This is a genomic window from Aequorivita marisscotiae (genome assembly GCF_029814825.1).
Classification (GTDB): Bacteria; Bacteroidota; Bacteroidia; order Flavobacteriales; family Flavobacteriaceae; genus Aequorivita; species Aequorivita marisscotiae.
On record NZ_CP122379.1, the window covers coordinates 1,604,483 to 1,619,486 of the forward strand.

Here is a 15,004-nt window from a genome sequence, read left to right on the forward strand (position 1 = left end):
GAAATATGTTGTTTTTTACCTCAGTTCTTTGTTGTGCGTTCGTGCTTTTATTTATTTTCGTTAATTAAATTTCCTATTTTTTTAGAAAATATCGTTGAACCTCTTTTATTCATATGAGAAGAATTATAAAAGAATTTTCTGCCGTAACACAAAGAATCATTAGAGAAATTTATATATTGGATATGTTCATTAGTTGAAATGTTTTTCAAAACACTATCTATATATTTTTTATTGAATGATTGATAAGTATGAGATTCATAGTATGAAGGAGACCAAACAAAATACATTTTAATGTTATTTTTTTTACAATCTTTAATTATTTCTTTTAAGACAGAAAGACCTTGTTTGTAAACTTTTAAATCATATTCAGTTTTAGTTTTATCTTTTTGAAGTATTTTCTTGAAATTAAGGTAGTCTTTATCTATCCAATCTATATCGTGTTCGACATATCCGTTTATTGTGTTTGAACAAATAGAACGATTTTTTAAAGATTTTATTTGTTTAAAAACACTCATTTCATAGCCTCTATATTTATAGAGAGGAATATATTTTTCGAAATAGAAGTCAGCATCATTTTCTTTTGCAAACGATTGGTATTCTTTTGAGTAAAAGAATGGTAAGTATTGAAATTTACCAAAGAGTGTTTTTGAATTTTGAAGACTTGATGCATCAATATCTATAATTAAAATTTTAGGTTTTTTATTTCGGTTAAAATAAGATTCCCATCTAATTTTAAGCACTGAATAAGGGGTTCCGCTAATTCCTAAATTATAAGTTTTTAATCCAGTTATTTTATTAATAATTTCTGTATTGTAATGTGTTTCTGCTCTTGATGTTCCTATTATTGCTATGTCTGTGTCTAATTTTCCTTTAAATATTTTATGCCAAGTATTATTATTACAACTATTTTCTTTTGATAAGTAATAATCAAGAATAAAATGTAATCCAAATAATGCTACATATATTATTAAGAATGTTTTTGTCAGTTTTAATGCGAACTTTCTCATAATTAAAATTGAAAATATATGAAGTTAGACGCTTGATTTTTAATAGAAAATATAATACTAATTATAGTAAATAGATATATTATGTATTTAAAGATTATTGTACTCTTTGTCAAATTATGGTTTGTAAAAACAATCTCTTCATTTCTATAATACCAGTCAACAATTATGAAAAAAGTTAGATAAATGATTAAAGGTCTAATATCTAGTTCATAGGTTTTAGCTGTTTGCATTTTAAAGAAATTATTTTGATTAAATATTCCTTTTATATACTCAAAAGCATCAGTTAAAGTTTTAGACCTAAAAAATATCCAAGCAAATGCAGTAATAATAAATGTAAAAAACATACTATTAAGTTCTTTAAAACTTGGAATAAATTTATTTTTTGTTGTTGTATTAAGATGTTTTCTATTTTGCTTCATTAAAAATATAGGTAAAAAATAAAAAGCATTTAAGCTTCCCCAAATTATATATGTCCAATTTGCTCCATGCCAAAATCCACTTACTATAAAAATTATAAAAATATTACGAACTGTTAATATTTTGGATGTTTTTGAACCTCCTAAAGGAATATAAACATAATCTCTAAACCAAGTAGACAAAGAAATATGCCATCTTCTCCAAAATTCAGCTATATTTCTTGAAAAGTACGGAGTTCTGAAATTTGTCATTAATTTTATTCCAAATAACTTCGCTGTTCCAATTGCTATATCTGAATAACCAGAAAAATCACAATAGATTTGAAATGAAAATAAAATTGTACCAACAATTAAAGTTCCTCCAGAATAGTTCATATAATTTTGAAATATATCATCTACAAATATTGAACAAGTATCTGCAATTACTACTTTTTTAAATAATCCCCAAAGTATTAGTCGCATCCCATCAATAGCTTTTGAGTAGTCAAAATTTCGTTTTGCATAAAATTGAGGAAGCAAATTAGTTGCTCTTTCAATTGGTCCTGCGACTAATTGAGGAAAGAAACTCACAAAAGCAGAAAAAGCAATAAAGTCTTTAGTTGGTTCAAGTTTTCGCCTATAAACATCTATAGTGTAGCTTAACGTTTGAAACGTGTAAAAACTAATTCCAACGGGTAATATAATGTTTAGGGAATTTGCATTTATTTCAGTTCCAAAAAACGAAAAAGCTGTAATAAAATTATCAAGAAAAAAATTGTAGTATTTAAAGAAACCGAGAAACCCAAGATTAACAAAAATACTTGTCCAAAGTAGTAATTTTCTTTTGGTTTGATTCTCTTGTTTTGAAAGTTTAATTCCGATGAAATAATCTACAATTGTACTAAAAAGAATTAATGATAAAAACCTCCAATCCCACCAACCATAAAAAATATAACTTGATATTACAATTAATAAGTTTTGTAATTTTAAATTTTTATTAGTGACGAACCAATATAGAATAAAGATAATAGGCAAGAATATTGCAAAGTCGATAGAGTTAAATAGCATTTTTTATTCTAAATGTTCAATGTTTTCGGGGTTTTTTCGCATGACGCACAACGTGTTTGGCTATGGTTTCGGCGTGGATAAATCCGCAGGATTTGTCCGCAGAGAAATCAGCTTGGTTAAATTAATATATTTTTCAAAATAGTTCATAAGCCACGCTGAATTATAGCCAGTGTTGTGTGCAGTATTTTTTATTCGCTAATAATTTTTTTAATCAATGCAATTTGTCCTAAATGATAATAACTATGTTCTATCATTCCGTCGATGTTTCTCAAATAATTTCCATACTTTTCATCAACGAAATTTTTATCAAGTTGTTCGTCAGTCAGTTTTTCTATTAATTCAGCAAGTTTTTCCGTATCGCTATAAAATTTATTTTGAAATTCTTTCCATTCGGTTTGGGACTTAATAGGAGGAAAGTCAAAACTATATCTATCGCTAATTTCAAGTTTTCCATTAATAATCGCGTTTTTTATTCCGTCAATATAATAATGGATATGTTGCGCCAAGTCCGAAATTGTATTTAGTGATTGGTGCTTTTTGATTGCAATTTTCCAATCCAAACTTTCTAATTGGCTTTTAAAATTCGTATTCGCAATCCAAGTTCCGTTTAATATTACTTCTCGAAGTCGGCTTGCCAATTGTTCACTTTTTGTCATTTAAGAAATTGTTTGGTGATATTGCACACAACGGATTTGTATAACGCACGATGCGTGATGCACTGACTAAATTACATAAAAAATACCTTATTTCCCGCCCGGGCGATTTTTCCGATAAGGAAAAATTGAGCATTGGGCGTTATGCGTTGTTACCTGTTTTTGCGACACACAACAGTGGCACGATCGGCTTTTCCGCAATCAAGTCGGCGTAATATTCCGCGCAGTTTGTCAAAAATCGATTCGATTCCGTTTGAGTGGGCAAATCCGTTAAAATTGTTCGGTTCCGAATTAAGTCCGCATTTTGGATTTTTCCGCTTTCGAGCAAAAAGTCAGCCGTCAATTTATCCGCTTGAATTTTTCCGAATAGACGACTTTTTTAGTCAGATTATTTGTCTGGAAATTTCGTCGGAGCAATTACAGGTAACGGCTACGGCTTTGAGAAGTTGCGGCCGGTAGTTCCAAAGCTAATAAAACAAGATGGATTTTCAATCACCTGAGTACTCTCTGAAAGCGCACAAAACCAGCAATTTTTTAAAGCCGAGGTTAGGTGCTGCCCTTCTTTTCTGTCTTGTTGTTGTCTGTCCATTTTACTCCTGCTTGGTGCGTTGGCTTGGTGGCTCTTTTGCAAAACTTGGCTTTGGCCTTTGCCTGTGCGGTTTTGCAAATGTGCCACCAAATGCGTTGGCTAAATATTAATGAACTGTTGTTTGAATTTTACAACACATACTGTACAAGATAGTTTAAAATATCAAATGCGTAAACAATTCTTTCTGCTCATTCAGATGCTGATAATTTATTTTTTTAGTTTTCATTTTTTGTTCCATACTATCTAGATCTGAGCTGTGTTTTAATTCTACTCCAACAACCGCTGGGCCTTCTTCTCTATTATTTTTTTTGGTAAACTGGAAATAAGTAATATTATCATTTTCTCCTAAGACATCATTTACAAATTCTTTTAATGCACCTGGTCGTTGTGGAAAGTTGATGATGAAATAATGCTTCAATCCTTCAAACATCAAGGATCGCTCTTTTATTTCTTCCATTCTTGTAATGTCATTGTTGCTTCCACTAACAATGCACACCACATTTTTGCCTTTGACTTGGTCTTTATAGGAATCCAAGGCTGCAATACTCAATGCACCAGCTGGTTCTACAACAATGGCTTCTTCGTTATATAATTGTAAAATTGTGGTGCAAACTTTCCCTTCGGGGGCTAAAACGATATCATCTAAAGAGTTTTTACAGATTTCAAATGTTTTGTCGCCCACTCGTTTTACTGCCGCTCCATCTACAAATTTATCAATGTCCGTCAATGCAGTATTTTTACCGTTTTCCAACGATGTTTTCATAGAGGCTGCTCCTTCTGGTTCTACGCCGATAAGTTTAGTTTCGGGACTCAATTGTTTAAAAACCGAAACGACTCCTGCAGCCAAACCGCCACCACCAATTGGAAAGAATAAAAAATCAATCTTACATTTGCTGTCTTCCACAATTTCCAATCCTACAGTTCCTTGTCCGGAAATAACCAATTCATCATCAAACGGATGAACGAAAACCGCCTTATTCTTCTGGCTGAAAAGAAGGGCTTCATTGAAGGCATCATCAAAAGTATCACCTTTCAACACAACCTCTACATTTTCTTTTCCAAAGAGTTTTACCTGCTTTATTTTTTGTGCAGGCGTAGTAATAGCCATATAAATAACGGCTTTTATGTTTAGTTTTCTACACGCAAAAGCCACTCCCTGAGCGTGATTTCCGGCACTTGCACATACCACGCCTAGTTTTATATCATTTTCGGAAAGCGAACTGATTTTATGATACGCACCACGCAATTTATAGGATCGTACAGGTTGTAAATCTTCCCGTTTCAAATAAACCTGAGCAGCAAATCGCTCGCTCAGGTTTTCGTTTTTTACAAGAGGCGTATGCACCGCCACACCTTTCAGATTTTCGGCTGCCTTTTGTATTTGTGCTAAATGTATCATTTGGTTTGAGGTCTTAATTTTCGTACTTGCATTCCAGTTTGCCACAACTCACTTTGTTGTATTTCTTTAAGTTCTGCGTTGAGTTTTTCTCTGTAATCAGGCTTGCTGTTGGCTTCGATAACGATGGCTGCTTCTTTACCTGAAAGCACGTCATCATACAGTTCATTAAAAACAGGCGTGGTAGCTTCTCTAAATTTACCTTTCCAATCCAATGCTCCTCGTTGTGCAGTGGTACTGCAATTGGCAAACATCCAATCCATTCCGTTTTCAGCTACCAAAGGCATTAAACTTTGGGTCAATTCTTCTACGGTTTCGTTAAACGCTTCACTTGGCGAATGTCCTCGCTGACGAAGCACATTGTATTGTGCTTCAAAAATACCTGCGATAGCTCCCATCAAAACGCCTCGTTCGCCAGTCAAATCGCTGTACACTTCTTTTTGAAATGTGGTTTCAAACAAATAGCCAGAACCGATAGCGATGCCTAATGCCAATGCTTTTTCTTCAGCTTTTCCGGTTGCATTTTGAAAAACGGCATAACTGGAATTTAAACCCTGCCCTTTTAAAAATAATGTTCTTAACGAAGTTCCCGAACCTTTGGGAGCCACCAAAAACACATCTACATCTTTAGGTGGCACGATACCTGTTTTTTCATGAAAAGTAACGCCAAAACCATGTGAAAAATACAGGGCTTTTCCTGTTGTCAAATTTTTTTTCATCGTTTCCCATGCTTGTATTTGCCCTGCATCTGATAATAAATTCATGAGTAAAGTGCCTTTTTCGCAAGCGGTTTCCACTTCGAAAAGGGTTTCATTTTCTACCCAACCATCAGCAAGTGCTTTGTCCCAACTCTTTGTCCCTTTTCGTTGTCCTACAATTACTTTTACGCCATTATCTTTCAAATTTAAGGCTTGTCCCGGACCTTGCACGCCGTATCCAATGACTGCAACAGTTTCGTTTTTTAATATTTCTCTTGCTTTCTCTAATGAAAACTCTTCTCGTGTTACGACATTTTCCATTACGCCGCCAAAATTTAATTGTGCCATTTTTTATTGTATTATTTGTTTATTATTTTTTTTCAAATTCTTTTAAATAAGAAGTTAAGTCTTTCATAGGTTTGGTAACTGCCACTCGACCTGAACGGGCAAATTCCAGAATGCCAAATGTTTTCAGTTTTTCAAACAAAACTTGTATTTCTTCTTTGTGCCCTGTTTTTTCAATGACGATAAAGTCGGGATCTACGGTGAGAACTTTGGCATTATTTTCTCTAACCACTTGCTCTACATTGTTAGATTTAAGTTCTGTTGTTTTGATTTTATATAGCGCAATTTCCTGATGTACTACTTCATTATCTTCATGTACAAAGGCTTTCAGAACATCAATTAATTTGTCGATTTGCCCAACAACTTTATCTATTTGTTCTCTGTTTGTTCTCAAAACGATAGTGTAACGATGCACATTTTTAACCTCTGTTTCAGAAGCTGTGATGCTGTCAATATTCAAATGTCGTCTTGTAAATATGATGGTGATACGGTTGAGCATTCCGATTGTATTTTCCGTAAATATGGATACGGTAAATGTTGTGTCAATTGTTTTCATTTTTTATTTTTAATTATTGCAATCGTATTTCAGCGACCGAAGCTCCTGTGGGAATCATTGGGAATACATTGTCTTCTCTAGCCACTTTCACTTCCAACAGGTACGCATTTTCTGTGTTTAAAAGTTGGTCTAATGCGTTGTTCAACTCCTCCTGTCTTTCAACTTTTTGACCTTTGATATTGTAAGAGGCTGCTAATGCAACAAAATCAGGACTTTGTATGTCGGTAAACGAATATCTTTTTTCAAAGAACATTTGTTGCCATTGCCGCACCATTCCCAAGTAGCCATTGTTCAAAATAATGATTTTAACGCCAATGTTATTTTGCATCATCGTTCCCAATTCCTGCAAAGTCATTTGGAAACCACCATCGCCAATAATGGCCACCACTTGTTTTTCGGGATTAGCCATTTTCGCTCCAATTGCTGCCGGTAGCGCAAAGCCCATCGTTCCCAATCCACCAGAAGTAACATTGCTTTTGGTTTGGTTATACTGATAGAACTGTGCCGCCATCATTTGGTGTTGCCCCACATCGGTTACAACGATTGCATTGCCCTTGGTTTTTTGAGAAAGTAAATCGATCAGCAAATCCATTCTAAGTTCATCTGAAAATTCTTTTTCTCTATTTTCTGAAAGTACCTTCAATTCATTTTGCTTAGCCTGATGAAATTCATCCAACCATTGTTGATGATTTTGTTTTTCTACCAAATCCGTTAAAACGGTTAGTGCTTCTTTGGCATCGGCTACAATAGGAGCATCGGCTTTTATGATTTTATCGATTTCGGCAGTGTCTATATCAACATGAACCACTTTTGCTTGTGTTGCATACCGGGAAACATCACCTGTAACACGGTCGTCAAAACGCATTCCCACGGCAAGCAACACATCGCACTCATTGGTTTTTACATTGGGTGCATAATTGCCATGCATGCCTACCATTCCAACAAATAAAGGGTGATGACTTGGAAAAGCTCCTAATCCCAAAAGCGTAGAAGCCACCGGAATACCCGTTTTTTCAACAAAATCCAATAGTTCTTCTTCCGCATTGGAAAGCATAATTCCTTGTCCGACAATCATCAAAGGTTTTTTTGCCTCGTTCAATAAATTTGCCGCCACTTGCACTTGTTCTACATTCAATTTTGGTTTTGGCTGATAACTTCTGACAGAGTTACATTTCTGATAAGAAAACTCAATCGCTTCAAACTGAGCATCTTTGGTGATGTCCACGAGTACTGGACCAGGACGACCAGATGAGGCAATGTAAAATGCTTTCGCCAATGTTGTTGCTATGTCTTCTGCTTTAGTTACCTGAAAATTCCATTTGGTTACTGGCATCGAAATACCCATGACATCGGTTTCCTGAAAAGCATCCGTTCCCAAGAGGTGAGAAGCCACTTGTCCGGTGATGCAAACCAGTGGCGTAGAATCGATTAAAGCATCGGCTAAACCTGTAATTAAATTGGTAGCTCCAGGGCCCGACGTAGCAAATACAACCCCTATTTTCCCTGAGGTTCTGGCATATCCTTGAGCTGCGTGTATAGCACCTTGCTCGTGTCGTGTCAAGATGTGATTTACTTCTTCAAGATGATGAAACAAGGCATCATAAATTGGCATGATAGCACCGCCCGGATAACCAAATATCGTTTTTACTCCTTCAGCTTTCAGGCTTTGTATCACCGCTTCTGCACCTGTTATTTTTAATTCCGTTGTTTTCATTTTTTAATTATTTATCGGTTACACACCCCAATGAAGCACTCGAAACGCATTGTGCATATTTGTACAAAACCCCTTTACTTGCTTTCAATGGAGGTTGTTTCCATGCTGCTTTTCGTTTTTCCAATTCCTGTTCAGGTACTTTTAAATTGATGGTATTATTTTTGGTATCAATCGCAATTAAATCTCCATCATTTACCAAGGCAATGGTTCCGCCTACAAAAGCTTCCGGCGTGATGTGTCCTACCACAAAACCGTGTGTTCCACCCGAAAATCTACCATCGGTGATTAAAGCCACTGAATTTCCCAATCCTGCACCCATAATGGCGGAAGTAGGTTTTAGCATTTCGGGCATTCCCGGTCCGCCTTTTGGTCCACAATAACGGATTACTACTACATTACCGGGTTTTACTTCTCCGTTTCTCACACCATCAATCACTGCATATTCATCGTCAAATACTTTGGCTGTTCCTTCAAAATAATCGCCCTCTTTGCCACTTATTTTAGCTACACTTCCCTCGGTAGCTAAATTTCCGTAGAGCATTTGCAGATGTCCATTTGCTTTCACTGGATTTTCCAATGGAAGAAATACTTCCTGACCTTCGGTTAAATCTTCCACAGTTTCCAAATTTTCAACAATTGTTTTTCCTGTAACAGTTAAACAATCTCTATGTAATAAGTTGTGTTTCAATAAATATTTCATTACTGCTGGAACACCACCTGCTTCGTGCAAATCTTCCATGAGGTATTTTCCACTCGGTTTTAAATCTGCTAACACTGGAACACGGTTACTTACCTTTTGGAAATCATCCAAAGTCAATTCCAAATCCACCGAATGTGCCATAGCTATCAGGTGCATTACGGCATTGGTAGAGCCGCCCAAAACCGTTACCATGGTCATGGCATTTTCAAAGGCTTTTCGGGTCATGATGTCTTTGGGTTTAATGTCTTTTTCCAACAACACTTTGATGGCTTTTCCTGTATCAAAACATTCCATTTTTTTATTGCTGCTCAACGCAGGATTGGATGAACTGTAAGGTAAACTCATTCCCAAAGCTTCAATAGCCGAAGCCATCGTATTTGCTGTGTACATACCGCCACAAGCACCCGCGCCAGGACAAGCGTTTTTGATTATACCTTTGTAATCTTCATCGGAAATGGTGTTGCTGAATTTTTTACCTAAAGCTTCAAAAGCTGAAACGATATTGAGCGATTCTCCTTTCCATTTTCCAGAATGGATCGTTCCTCCATAAACCATGATTGCAGGACGATTTAATCTTCCCATGGCGATGATAGAACCAGGCATATTTTTATCGCAACCTACTACCGCCAATACTGCATCGTACCATTGGGCACTCACCACCGTTTCTATGGAATCGGCAATCACATCTCTGGAAACCAAAGAAAAACGCATACCGTCAGTTCCGTTTGAGATACCGTCACTCACACCAATGGTGTTAAATATCAATCCTACTAAATCCTCTTGTTGCACACCAGCTTTTACTTCTTTAGCCAAATCGTTGAGGTGCATGTTGCAGGGATTTCCTTCGTAACCCATACTCACAATTCCCACTTGTGCTTTTTGCAAATCGTCTTCGGTTAAACCTATTCCATAAAGCATGGCTTGTGCTGCAGGTTGGGTTTCATCTTGTGTAATGGTTCTACTGTATTTGTTGAGTGTTTTCATTAGTTTAAATTGAGCTGTTTTAAAGGTTCTCGTACCAAAAGTGAATAAGCATCTTGAAGTTTTTTACCTAAGGAATCATTCCAGTTTTTTGGAAATTGATAAGTGTCCACCGATAATATACCCACTACCTCGGCAGCCGTTCCGCAGAAAAAGGCACTATCAGCTTGAAAAAGAGCTTCTTTGGTAAATTTTCCTTGATGCAGTTCCAGACCTAATTGCTCGGCTAACTCCAAGACAGTGGATCTGGTGATGCCCGGAAGGATGTTTCCTAATTGAGGCGTGAATAATTTTCCGTCTTTTTCAAAGAACAAATTCGCACCCGGACCTTCGGCTAAAAATCCATCGCTATCCAAAAGCAAGGCTTCATCGAATCCATTTTCTTTTGCTTCATTGGTTGCCAGAATAGAATTGACATAATGACCGCAGACTTTCGCTTCGATGTGGATAGATTTTGGGTGTGGACGGCAATAGGAGGAAACGGTTAATCGCAATAATTTATCACCCAAATACGCTCCCCAATCCCAAGCGGCAATCATCACCGAAACGCTGGTAGGTTTTGACAAACTCATATTTTGTCCGCAATACACCAATGGTCGGATATAGGCATTTTTTAAATTGTTTTTTTTTAGCAATTCGTAAGTGGCTTCAACTAATTCTTGCACCGTGTAATCGAAAGGGATTTTCACCAGTTCGCAAGATTTTTTCAAGCGTTTATAATGTTCTTCGGCTTTAAAAACATTTGTTCCGTGTTCTGTTTCATAAGAGCGGATGCCTTCAAATGCGCCATAACCATAATGAAGAGTTTGACTGTACAAATCGGTTGTAGATTCGTTTGCTTTTACAAATCTTCTATCCAAATAAAGGACTGTTTCGTTGTTGAAATACATTTTTTTTTATTTTTTTATTGAGTTGATACTTAATTTTCGGGAATAAAAAAAGCCTTTCCCGAAATGAGAAAGGCTTACAATTTGGCATAAAGCAGCATCTCTCACGGTGGCGAGCAAATAATAATGCTGATAATAATAGTGTTGTTATATGAGTTCATTTTGTTCTTTTTAGTTTAATTTCAATAAAAAAAGCCTCCTGATTTCTCGGGAGGCTTTCAAATATATCTTTTAGATTATATCAAAATTATTCCTCCACGGTATGTGAAATCACACCCGCAATAATAATAGAAGAAATAATAATTGAATTGTACATTTTTTCTGTTTTAACGGTACAAATGTAAGTATGCTTTTTTAATGTGCAAATTTTTTATACCTTTTTTTTGAAAGTCGTTAAAATTCAGTAGACAGATGTAGGTTTGGGTGAGGTTGGGAAAATAAAATGTGCTGCAATTTGTGTAGGCTTGTGCGTTGGCTTGCAGCTCTTTTTATTTTGTGCCGGGTTGGCATTTTGTACGCCGGTTGTTTCGTCTTTTAGGGTTGCACCTAACGGTTTTGTATAACGCACGATGCGTGATGCACAGACTAAATTACATAAAAAATACCTTATTTCCCGCCCGGGCGATTTTTCCGATAAGGAAAAATTGAGCATTGGGCGTTATGCGTTGTTACCTGTTTTTGCGACACACAACAGTGGCACGATCGGATTATCCGCAATCAAGTCGGCGTTATATTCCGCGCAGTTTGTCAAAAATCGATTCGATTCCGTTTGAGTGGGCAAATCCCTCAAAATTGTTCGGTTCCGAATTAAGTCCGCATTTTGGGTTTTTCCGCTTTCGAGCAAAAAGTCAGCCGTCAATTCATCCGCTTGAATTTTTCTGAATAGACGTCTTTTTTAGTCAGATTATTTGTCTGGAAATTTCGTCGGAGCAATTACAGGTAACGGTTTTGTATAACGCACGATGCGTGATGCACTGACTAAATTACATAAAAAATACCTTATTTCCCGCCCGGGCGATTTTTCCGATAAGGAAAAATTGAGCATTGGGCGTTATGCGTTGTTACCTGTTTTTGCGACACACAACAGTGGCACGATCGGCTTTTCCGCAATCAAGTCGGCGTAAAATTCCGTTCAGTTTGTCAAAAATCGATTCGATTCGGTTTGAGTGGGCAAATCTGTCAAAATTGTTCGGTTCCGAATTAAGTCCGCGTTTTGGGTTTTTCCGCTTTCGAGCAAAAAGTCAGCCGTCAATTTATCCGCTTGAATTTTTCTGAATAGACGTCTTTTTTAGTCAGATTATTTGTCTGGAAATTTCGTCGGAGCAATTACAGGTAACGGATTTGTATAACGCACGATGCGTGATGCACTGACTAAATTACATAAAAAATACCTTATTTCCCGCCCGGGCGATTTTTCCGATAAGGAAAAATTGAGCATTGGGCGTTATGCATTGTTACCTGTTTTTGCGACACACAACAGTGGCACGATCGGCTTTTCCGCAATCAAGTCGGCGTAATATTCCGCGCAGTTTGTCAAAAATCGATTCGATTCCGTTTGAGTGGGCAAATCCCTCAAAATTGTTCGGTTCCGAATTAAGTCCGCGTTTTGGGTTTTTCCGCTTTCGAGCAAAAAGTCAACCGTCAATTCTTCTGCTTGAATTTTTCCGAATAGACGACTTTTTTAGTCAGATTATTTGTCTGGAAATTTCGTCGGAGCAATTACAGGTAACGTGTTTGTATAAGATTAGTTGCGTGATTTAAGCACTAAAGTTAGCAAATAAATCACAGATAGAAAGTCCGCGAGGACTTTCGTAAGTAGGCTTTAACCAAGCAATTAATTTTATACGGTGTTGGCAACTGGCTTTTTTTCAGTCGTAAATTCTAATTATTTCTCCATTTCCTTTTCCGTTTACACTTCTTACATATCCGTTAATTACTTTTTTCATTGGTATTGGATTGTGCCCTGGGAAATAGTCTTTGTATTTTTCATAAGCATCTTCCACCATTCCAGAAGAAACGACATTTACTCTAATTCCGTTTTCAATTTCGAGTGCAACAGCTTGAACAAAACTATGAATTCCGCCATTTACCATAGCAGCACTCGTTGTTTTTACAACTGGGTCATCTGCTAAAATTCCTGTGGATAGAGTTATGGAACCATTTGAATTTAAATAATTCTGTCCAATACGTACAAGATTAACTTGTCCCATTAGTTTACTTTTTAGTCCGATATAATAATCGTCTTCAGAAAGTTTATTGAAATCGTCCCATTTTGCTTCTCCAGCGATACAAATTATAGTGTCCAGTTTTCCAATTTTTTCAAACATTGACTTTATCGAGCTACTATCAGCAATGTCAACAGCCACATCTCCATTGGTTCGTCCACCGATTAAAATTTCATTTTTTTGTTTAAAATGCGAAACAACTTTTTTTCCTATTGTTCCATTTCCTCCAATTATTAAAATTTTCATTGTTTTATTTTTAAGTTAAACATTTAGTCTTGTTACATTTCTCTTTTTTATTTCTTGACTTATATATCGTTAAAGTTGCAATGACACTCCAAAGTAGATTAGTTGCAAATGGTGGAATAGCACTATAGTAATAACAGTTTATGGCTATTAAAAGTCCTCCAAGCAAATTTAAATACTTGCCATAGTGCAAATATTTTTTGTTTTCGATTAGAGTTAGGGCATAGGCAAGGATTATCAATCCTGAACCTGACCAACCTAATATGTCAATTAATAATGTCATAGTTTGTCATATTGCGAAATGTCGATATGTAATATCAAATTTTTTTATATTAGAAAATCCGTAAACTGTTTAATAGTCTCTTCGTTCCTTTTTAAATACGACCATTTTCCGTGTCTTGTTGAAATTAAAAGTCCACATTTTTCCATATTGGTCAAATATGTTGAAATAGTCGATTGAGATAACTTCGTTTTTTCTTGAATATAGGTAACGCAAACACCATCATTGAAGTGTTTTAATGTTTCGTGTGGTGGAAAGTGTTTTTCTGGTTCTTTCAGCCATTCCAATATCTGAAACCTGATTTGGTTCGATAAACATTTTCCAATTTCTGTTGCCGTTTTCAAATTCATACTACAAACATATTGATAAATCTCGATATATGAAAATGATTACGTGTTTTTGTTTGAAGTTCGATGTTTTTTTAGCTTGTTGCCAACGTCTCGTATAAACGCAGTAGCGGGATTCACGCACTGACTTTTCGGTAAATACCAGATTTTAAATTTATAAAATTACTTTCGGATTTTGCACTTAGCCGCTATTGCGTTTATGCATTGTTGCCCTTAGTCCTCCCGGTAACTTGCTCAATAATCTTGTATCAATATTTCTGTCGGGATGTTTAAATCAGCATTTAATTTTCTTATCATTTCCAAAGTTAGTTTGCGTTTTTTGTTCATTATTTCGCTCACTCGACTTTTGAAACCAATCATTTTGACCAAATCCTTCTGTTTTAGGCCCATTTGTTCCATTCGGAAATTGATTGCGGAAATCGGGTCGGGCATATCAATTGGAAAATTATCATTTTCGTAATTGTCTATTACCATTGCCAAAATCTCCAATTCGTCGCCTTCTTCGGTTCCTCTTTTAGCATCGAAAATAACCTCCAAGCGCTCAAGTGCTTTTTGGTAATCCGCTTCGTTTCTAATTGGTTTTATTTTCATCTTAAATTTCGTTTGCGTTAATTTTATCATATTCCCCGTGAGTTCCGATAAAGCGTATCCACGCCAGTTGGTATTCAAAATTAAATTTAACAATTAGTCGATAATCGTTTCCTTTAATGTTAAATACAATTCGGTTTTCTTTTAGGATACTTGCGCTGGGATATTCTTTTTTCAAGTCGTTAATCGATGTCCAATTCGATTTTTCAGTTTCTCGATACCAAGTCTTCAATTGAAGTTCACAATCACCGTGCTTATCCCAAAAATCCCGCAATGTTCCTCTCGAAAATATTTTCACGCTAAATGATTTGACGCAAAGATAACACAAAAGT

18 protein-coding genes are annotated in these 15,004 nt (G+C 35.9%); 4 read left to right on the forward strand and 14 right to left on the reverse strand.

The window, feature by feature from the left end:
* Positions 1 to 47 precede the first annotated feature (47 nt).
* The 3 genes from QCQ61_RS07315 to QCQ61_RS07325 form a co-directional block, all read right to left on the reverse strand.
* A complete protein-coding gene (locus QCQ61_RS07315; RefSeq protein ID WP_279450120.1) occupies positions 48 to 1,007 on the reverse strand; it encodes a hypothetical protein in 960 nt (319 codons plus the stop codon).
* A gap of 2 nt (positions 1,008 to 1,009) precedes the next feature.
* Positions 1,010 to 2,470 carry an MBOAT family O-acyltransferase gene (locus QCQ61_RS07320; protein WP_279450121.1) on the reverse strand — a complete coding sequence of 487 codons (1,461 nt, stop codon included), beginning with the start codon at positions 2,468 to 2,470 and terminating at the stop codon, positions 1,010 to 1,012.
* Between the two features lie 188 nt (positions 2,471 to 2,658).
* Complete coding sequence (locus QCQ61_RS07325) at positions 2,659 to 3,126, reverse strand: DinB family protein (RefSeq protein ID WP_279450114.1); 468 nt, start codon at positions 3,124 to 3,126, stop codon at positions 2,659 to 2,661.
* A gap of 50 nt (positions 3,127 to 3,176) precedes the next feature.
* On the opposite strand from QCQ61_RS07325, the gene QCQ61_RS07330 reads away from it, so the two are divergent.
* Both QCQ61_RS07330 and QCQ61_RS07335 read left to right on the forward strand, forming a co-directional pair.
* Positions 3,177 to 3,338 (forward strand): hypothetical protein, encoded by a 162-nt coding sequence (locus QCQ61_RS07330; protein ID WP_279450108.1) that lies wholly within the window; start codon positions 3,177 to 3,179, stop codon positions 3,336 to 3,338.
* Positions 3,339 to 3,603: 265 nt separating this feature from the next.
* Complete coding sequence (locus tag QCQ61_RS07335) at positions 3,604 to 3,822, forward strand: hypothetical protein (RefSeq protein ID WP_279450122.1); 219 nt, start codon at positions 3,604 to 3,606, stop codon at positions 3,820 to 3,822.
* Positions 3,823 to 3,866: 44 nt separating this feature from the next.
* Here the strand turns inward: QCQ61_RS07335 and ilvA are convergent, their stop codons facing one another.
* The 6 genes from ilvA to QCQ61_RS07365 are packed head-to-tail and all read right to left on the reverse strand — an operon-like array spanning position 3,867 to position 10,992.
* The gene (gene ilvA, locus QCQ61_RS07340; RefSeq protein ID WP_279450123.1) at positions 3,867 to 5,111 is read right to left on the reverse strand and encodes a threonine ammonia-lyase IlvA; all 1,245 of its coding nucleotides are present in this window, start codon (positions 5,109 to 5,111) and stop codon (positions 3,867 to 3,869) included.
* On the reverse strand, positions 5,108 to 6,154 hold the full coding sequence (gene ilvC / locus QCQ61_RS07345) for a ketol-acid reductoisomerase (protein WP_111410142.1): 1,047 nt from the start codon (positions 6,152 to 6,154) through the stop codon (positions 5,108 to 5,110). The genes ilvA and ilvC overlap by 4 nt, the downstream gene beginning before the upstream one ends.
* Before the next feature lie 22 nt (positions 6,155 to 6,176).
* Complete coding sequence (ilvN, locus tag QCQ61_RS07350) at positions 6,177 to 6,707, reverse strand: acetolactate synthase small subunit (protein WP_279450124.1); 531 nt, start codon at positions 6,705 to 6,707, stop codon at positions 6,177 to 6,179.
* Positions 6,708 to 6,720: 13 nt separating this feature from the next.
* The gene (ilvB, locus tag QCQ61_RS07355; protein WP_279450125.1) at positions 6,721 to 8,421 is read right to left on the reverse strand and encodes a biosynthetic-type acetolactate synthase large subunit; all 1,701 of its coding nucleotides are present in this window, start codon (positions 8,419 to 8,421) and stop codon (positions 6,721 to 6,723) included.
* 7 nt (positions 8,422 to 8,428) lie between these two features.
* Positions 8,429 to 10,105, reverse strand: a complete 1,677-nt coding sequence (ilvD, locus tag QCQ61_RS07360; protein ID WP_279450126.1) for a dihydroxy-acid dehydratase — start codon at positions 10,103 to 10,105, stop codon at positions 8,429 to 8,431.
* Positions 10,105 to 10,992: a branched-chain amino acid transaminase gene (locus QCQ61_RS07365; RefSeq protein WP_279450127.1), complete on the reverse strand. Its 888-nt coding sequence runs from the start codon at positions 10,990 to 10,992 to the stop codon at positions 10,105 to 10,107. The genes ilvD and QCQ61_RS07365 overlap by 1 nt, the downstream gene beginning before the upstream one ends.
* Before the next feature lie 959 nt (positions 10,993 to 11,951).
* On the opposite strand from QCQ61_RS07365, the gene QCQ61_RS07370 reads away from it, so the two are divergent.
* Entirely contained in the window at positions 11,952 to 12,113 is a 162-nt protein-coding gene (locus QCQ61_RS07370; RefSeq protein ID WP_279450108.1) for a hypothetical protein, read from the forward strand.
* A 231-nt stretch (positions 12,114 to 12,344) separates the two neighbouring features.
* The gene (locus QCQ61_RS07375) at positions 12,345 to 12,506 is read left to right on the forward strand and encodes a hypothetical protein (RefSeq protein ID WP_279450108.1); all 162 of its coding nucleotides are present in this window, start codon (positions 12,345 to 12,347) and stop codon (positions 12,504 to 12,506) included.
* Positions 12,507 to 12,857: 351 nt separating this feature from the next.
* Here QCQ61_RS07375 and QCQ61_RS07380 read toward each other — a convergent pair whose 3' ends face one another.
* From QCQ61_RS07380 to QCQ61_RS07400, 5 genes are all read right to left on the reverse strand, one after another.
* Complete coding sequence (locus QCQ61_RS07380) at positions 12,858 to 13,460, reverse strand: short chain dehydrogenase (RefSeq protein WP_279450128.1); 603 nt, start codon at positions 13,458 to 13,460, stop codon at positions 12,858 to 12,860.
* Positions 13,461 to 13,470: 10 nt separating this feature from the next.
* The gene (locus QCQ61_RS07385; RefSeq protein ID WP_279450129.1) at positions 13,471 to 13,740 is read right to left on the reverse strand and encodes a CBU_0592 family membrane protein; all 270 of its coding nucleotides are present in this window, start codon (positions 13,738 to 13,740) and stop codon (positions 13,471 to 13,473) included.
* A 44-nt stretch (positions 13,741 to 13,784) separates the two neighbouring features.
* Positions 13,785 to 14,087 carry an ArsR/SmtB family transcription factor gene (locus tag QCQ61_RS07390; RefSeq protein WP_279450130.1) on the reverse strand — a complete coding sequence of 101 codons (303 nt, stop codon included), beginning with the start codon at positions 14,085 to 14,087 and terminating at the stop codon, positions 13,785 to 13,787.
* 231 nt (positions 14,088 to 14,318) lie between these two features.
* A complete protein-coding gene (locus QCQ61_RS07395; protein WP_279450131.1) occupies positions 14,319 to 14,675 on the reverse strand; it encodes a helix-turn-helix domain-containing protein in 357 nt (118 codons plus the stop codon).
* 1 nt (position 14,676) lies between these two features.
* Complete coding sequence (locus QCQ61_RS07400) at positions 14,677 to 14,970, reverse strand: type II toxin-antitoxin system HigB family toxin (protein WP_279450132.1); 294 nt, start codon at positions 14,968 to 14,970, stop codon at positions 14,677 to 14,679.
* Positions 14,971 to 15,004 lie beyond the last annotated feature (34 nt).

Bases quoted from the DNA above. Each gene is read 5' to 3' on its own strand.
- QCQ61_RS07315 (WP_279450120.1), bottom strand. From the start codon at position 1,007: ATGAGAAAGTTCGCATTAAAACTGACAAAAACATTCTTAATAATATAT.
- QCQ61_RS07320 (WP_279450121.1), bottom strand. From the start codon at position 2,470: ATGCTATTTAACTCTATCGACTTTGCAATATTCTTGCCTATTATCTTT.
- QCQ61_RS07325 (WP_279450114.1), bottom strand. From the start codon at position 3,126: ATGACAAAAAGTGAACAATTGGCAAGCCGACTTCGAGAAGTAATATTA.
- QCQ61_RS07330 (WP_279450108.1), top strand. From the start codon at position 3,177: ATGCGTGATGCACTGACTAAATTACATAAAAAATACCTTATTTCCCGC.
- QCQ61_RS07335 (WP_279450122.1), top strand. From the start codon at position 3,604: ATGGATTTTCAATCACCTGAGTACTCTCTGAAAGCGCACAAAACCAGC.
- ilvA (WP_279450123.1), bottom strand. From the start codon at position 5,111: ATGATACATTTAGCACAAATACAAAAGGCAGCCGAAAATCTGAAAGGT.
- ilvC (WP_111410142.1), bottom strand. From the start codon at position 6,154: ATGGCACAATTAAATTTTGGCGGCGTAATGGAAAATGTCGTAACACGA.
- ilvN (WP_279450124.1), bottom strand. From the start codon at position 6,707: ATGAAAACAATTGACACAACATTTACCGTATCCATATTTACGGAAAAT.
- ilvB (WP_279450125.1), bottom strand. From the start codon at position 8,421: ATGAAAACAACGGAATTAAAAATAACAGGTGCAGAAGCGGTGATACAA.
- ilvD (WP_279450126.1), bottom strand. From the start codon at position 10,105: ATGAAAACACTCAACAAATACAGTAGAACCATTACACAAGATGAAACC.
- QCQ61_RS07365 (WP_279450127.1), bottom strand. From the start codon at position 10,992: ATGTATTTCAACAACGAAACAGTCCTTTATTTGGATAGAAGATTTGTA.
- QCQ61_RS07370 (WP_279450108.1), top strand. From the start codon at position 11,952: ATGCGTGATGCACTGACTAAATTACATAAAAAATACCTTATTTCCCGC.
- QCQ61_RS07375 (WP_279450108.1), top strand. From the start codon at position 12,345: ATGCGTGATGCACTGACTAAATTACATAAAAAATACCTTATTTCCCGC.
- QCQ61_RS07380 (WP_279450128.1), bottom strand. From the start codon at position 13,460: ATGAAAATTTTAATAATTGGAGGAAATGGAACAATAGGAAAAAAAGTT.
- QCQ61_RS07385 (WP_279450129.1), bottom strand. From the start codon at position 13,740: ATGACATTATTAATTGACATATTAGGTTGGTCAGGTTCAGGATTGATA.
- QCQ61_RS07390 (WP_279450130.1), bottom strand. From the start codon at position 14,087: ATGAATTTGAAAACGGCAACAGAAATTGGAAAATGTTTATCGAACCAA.
- QCQ61_RS07395 (WP_279450131.1), bottom strand. From the start codon at position 14,675: ATGAAAATAAAACCAATTAGAAACGAAGCGGATTACCAAAAAGCACTT.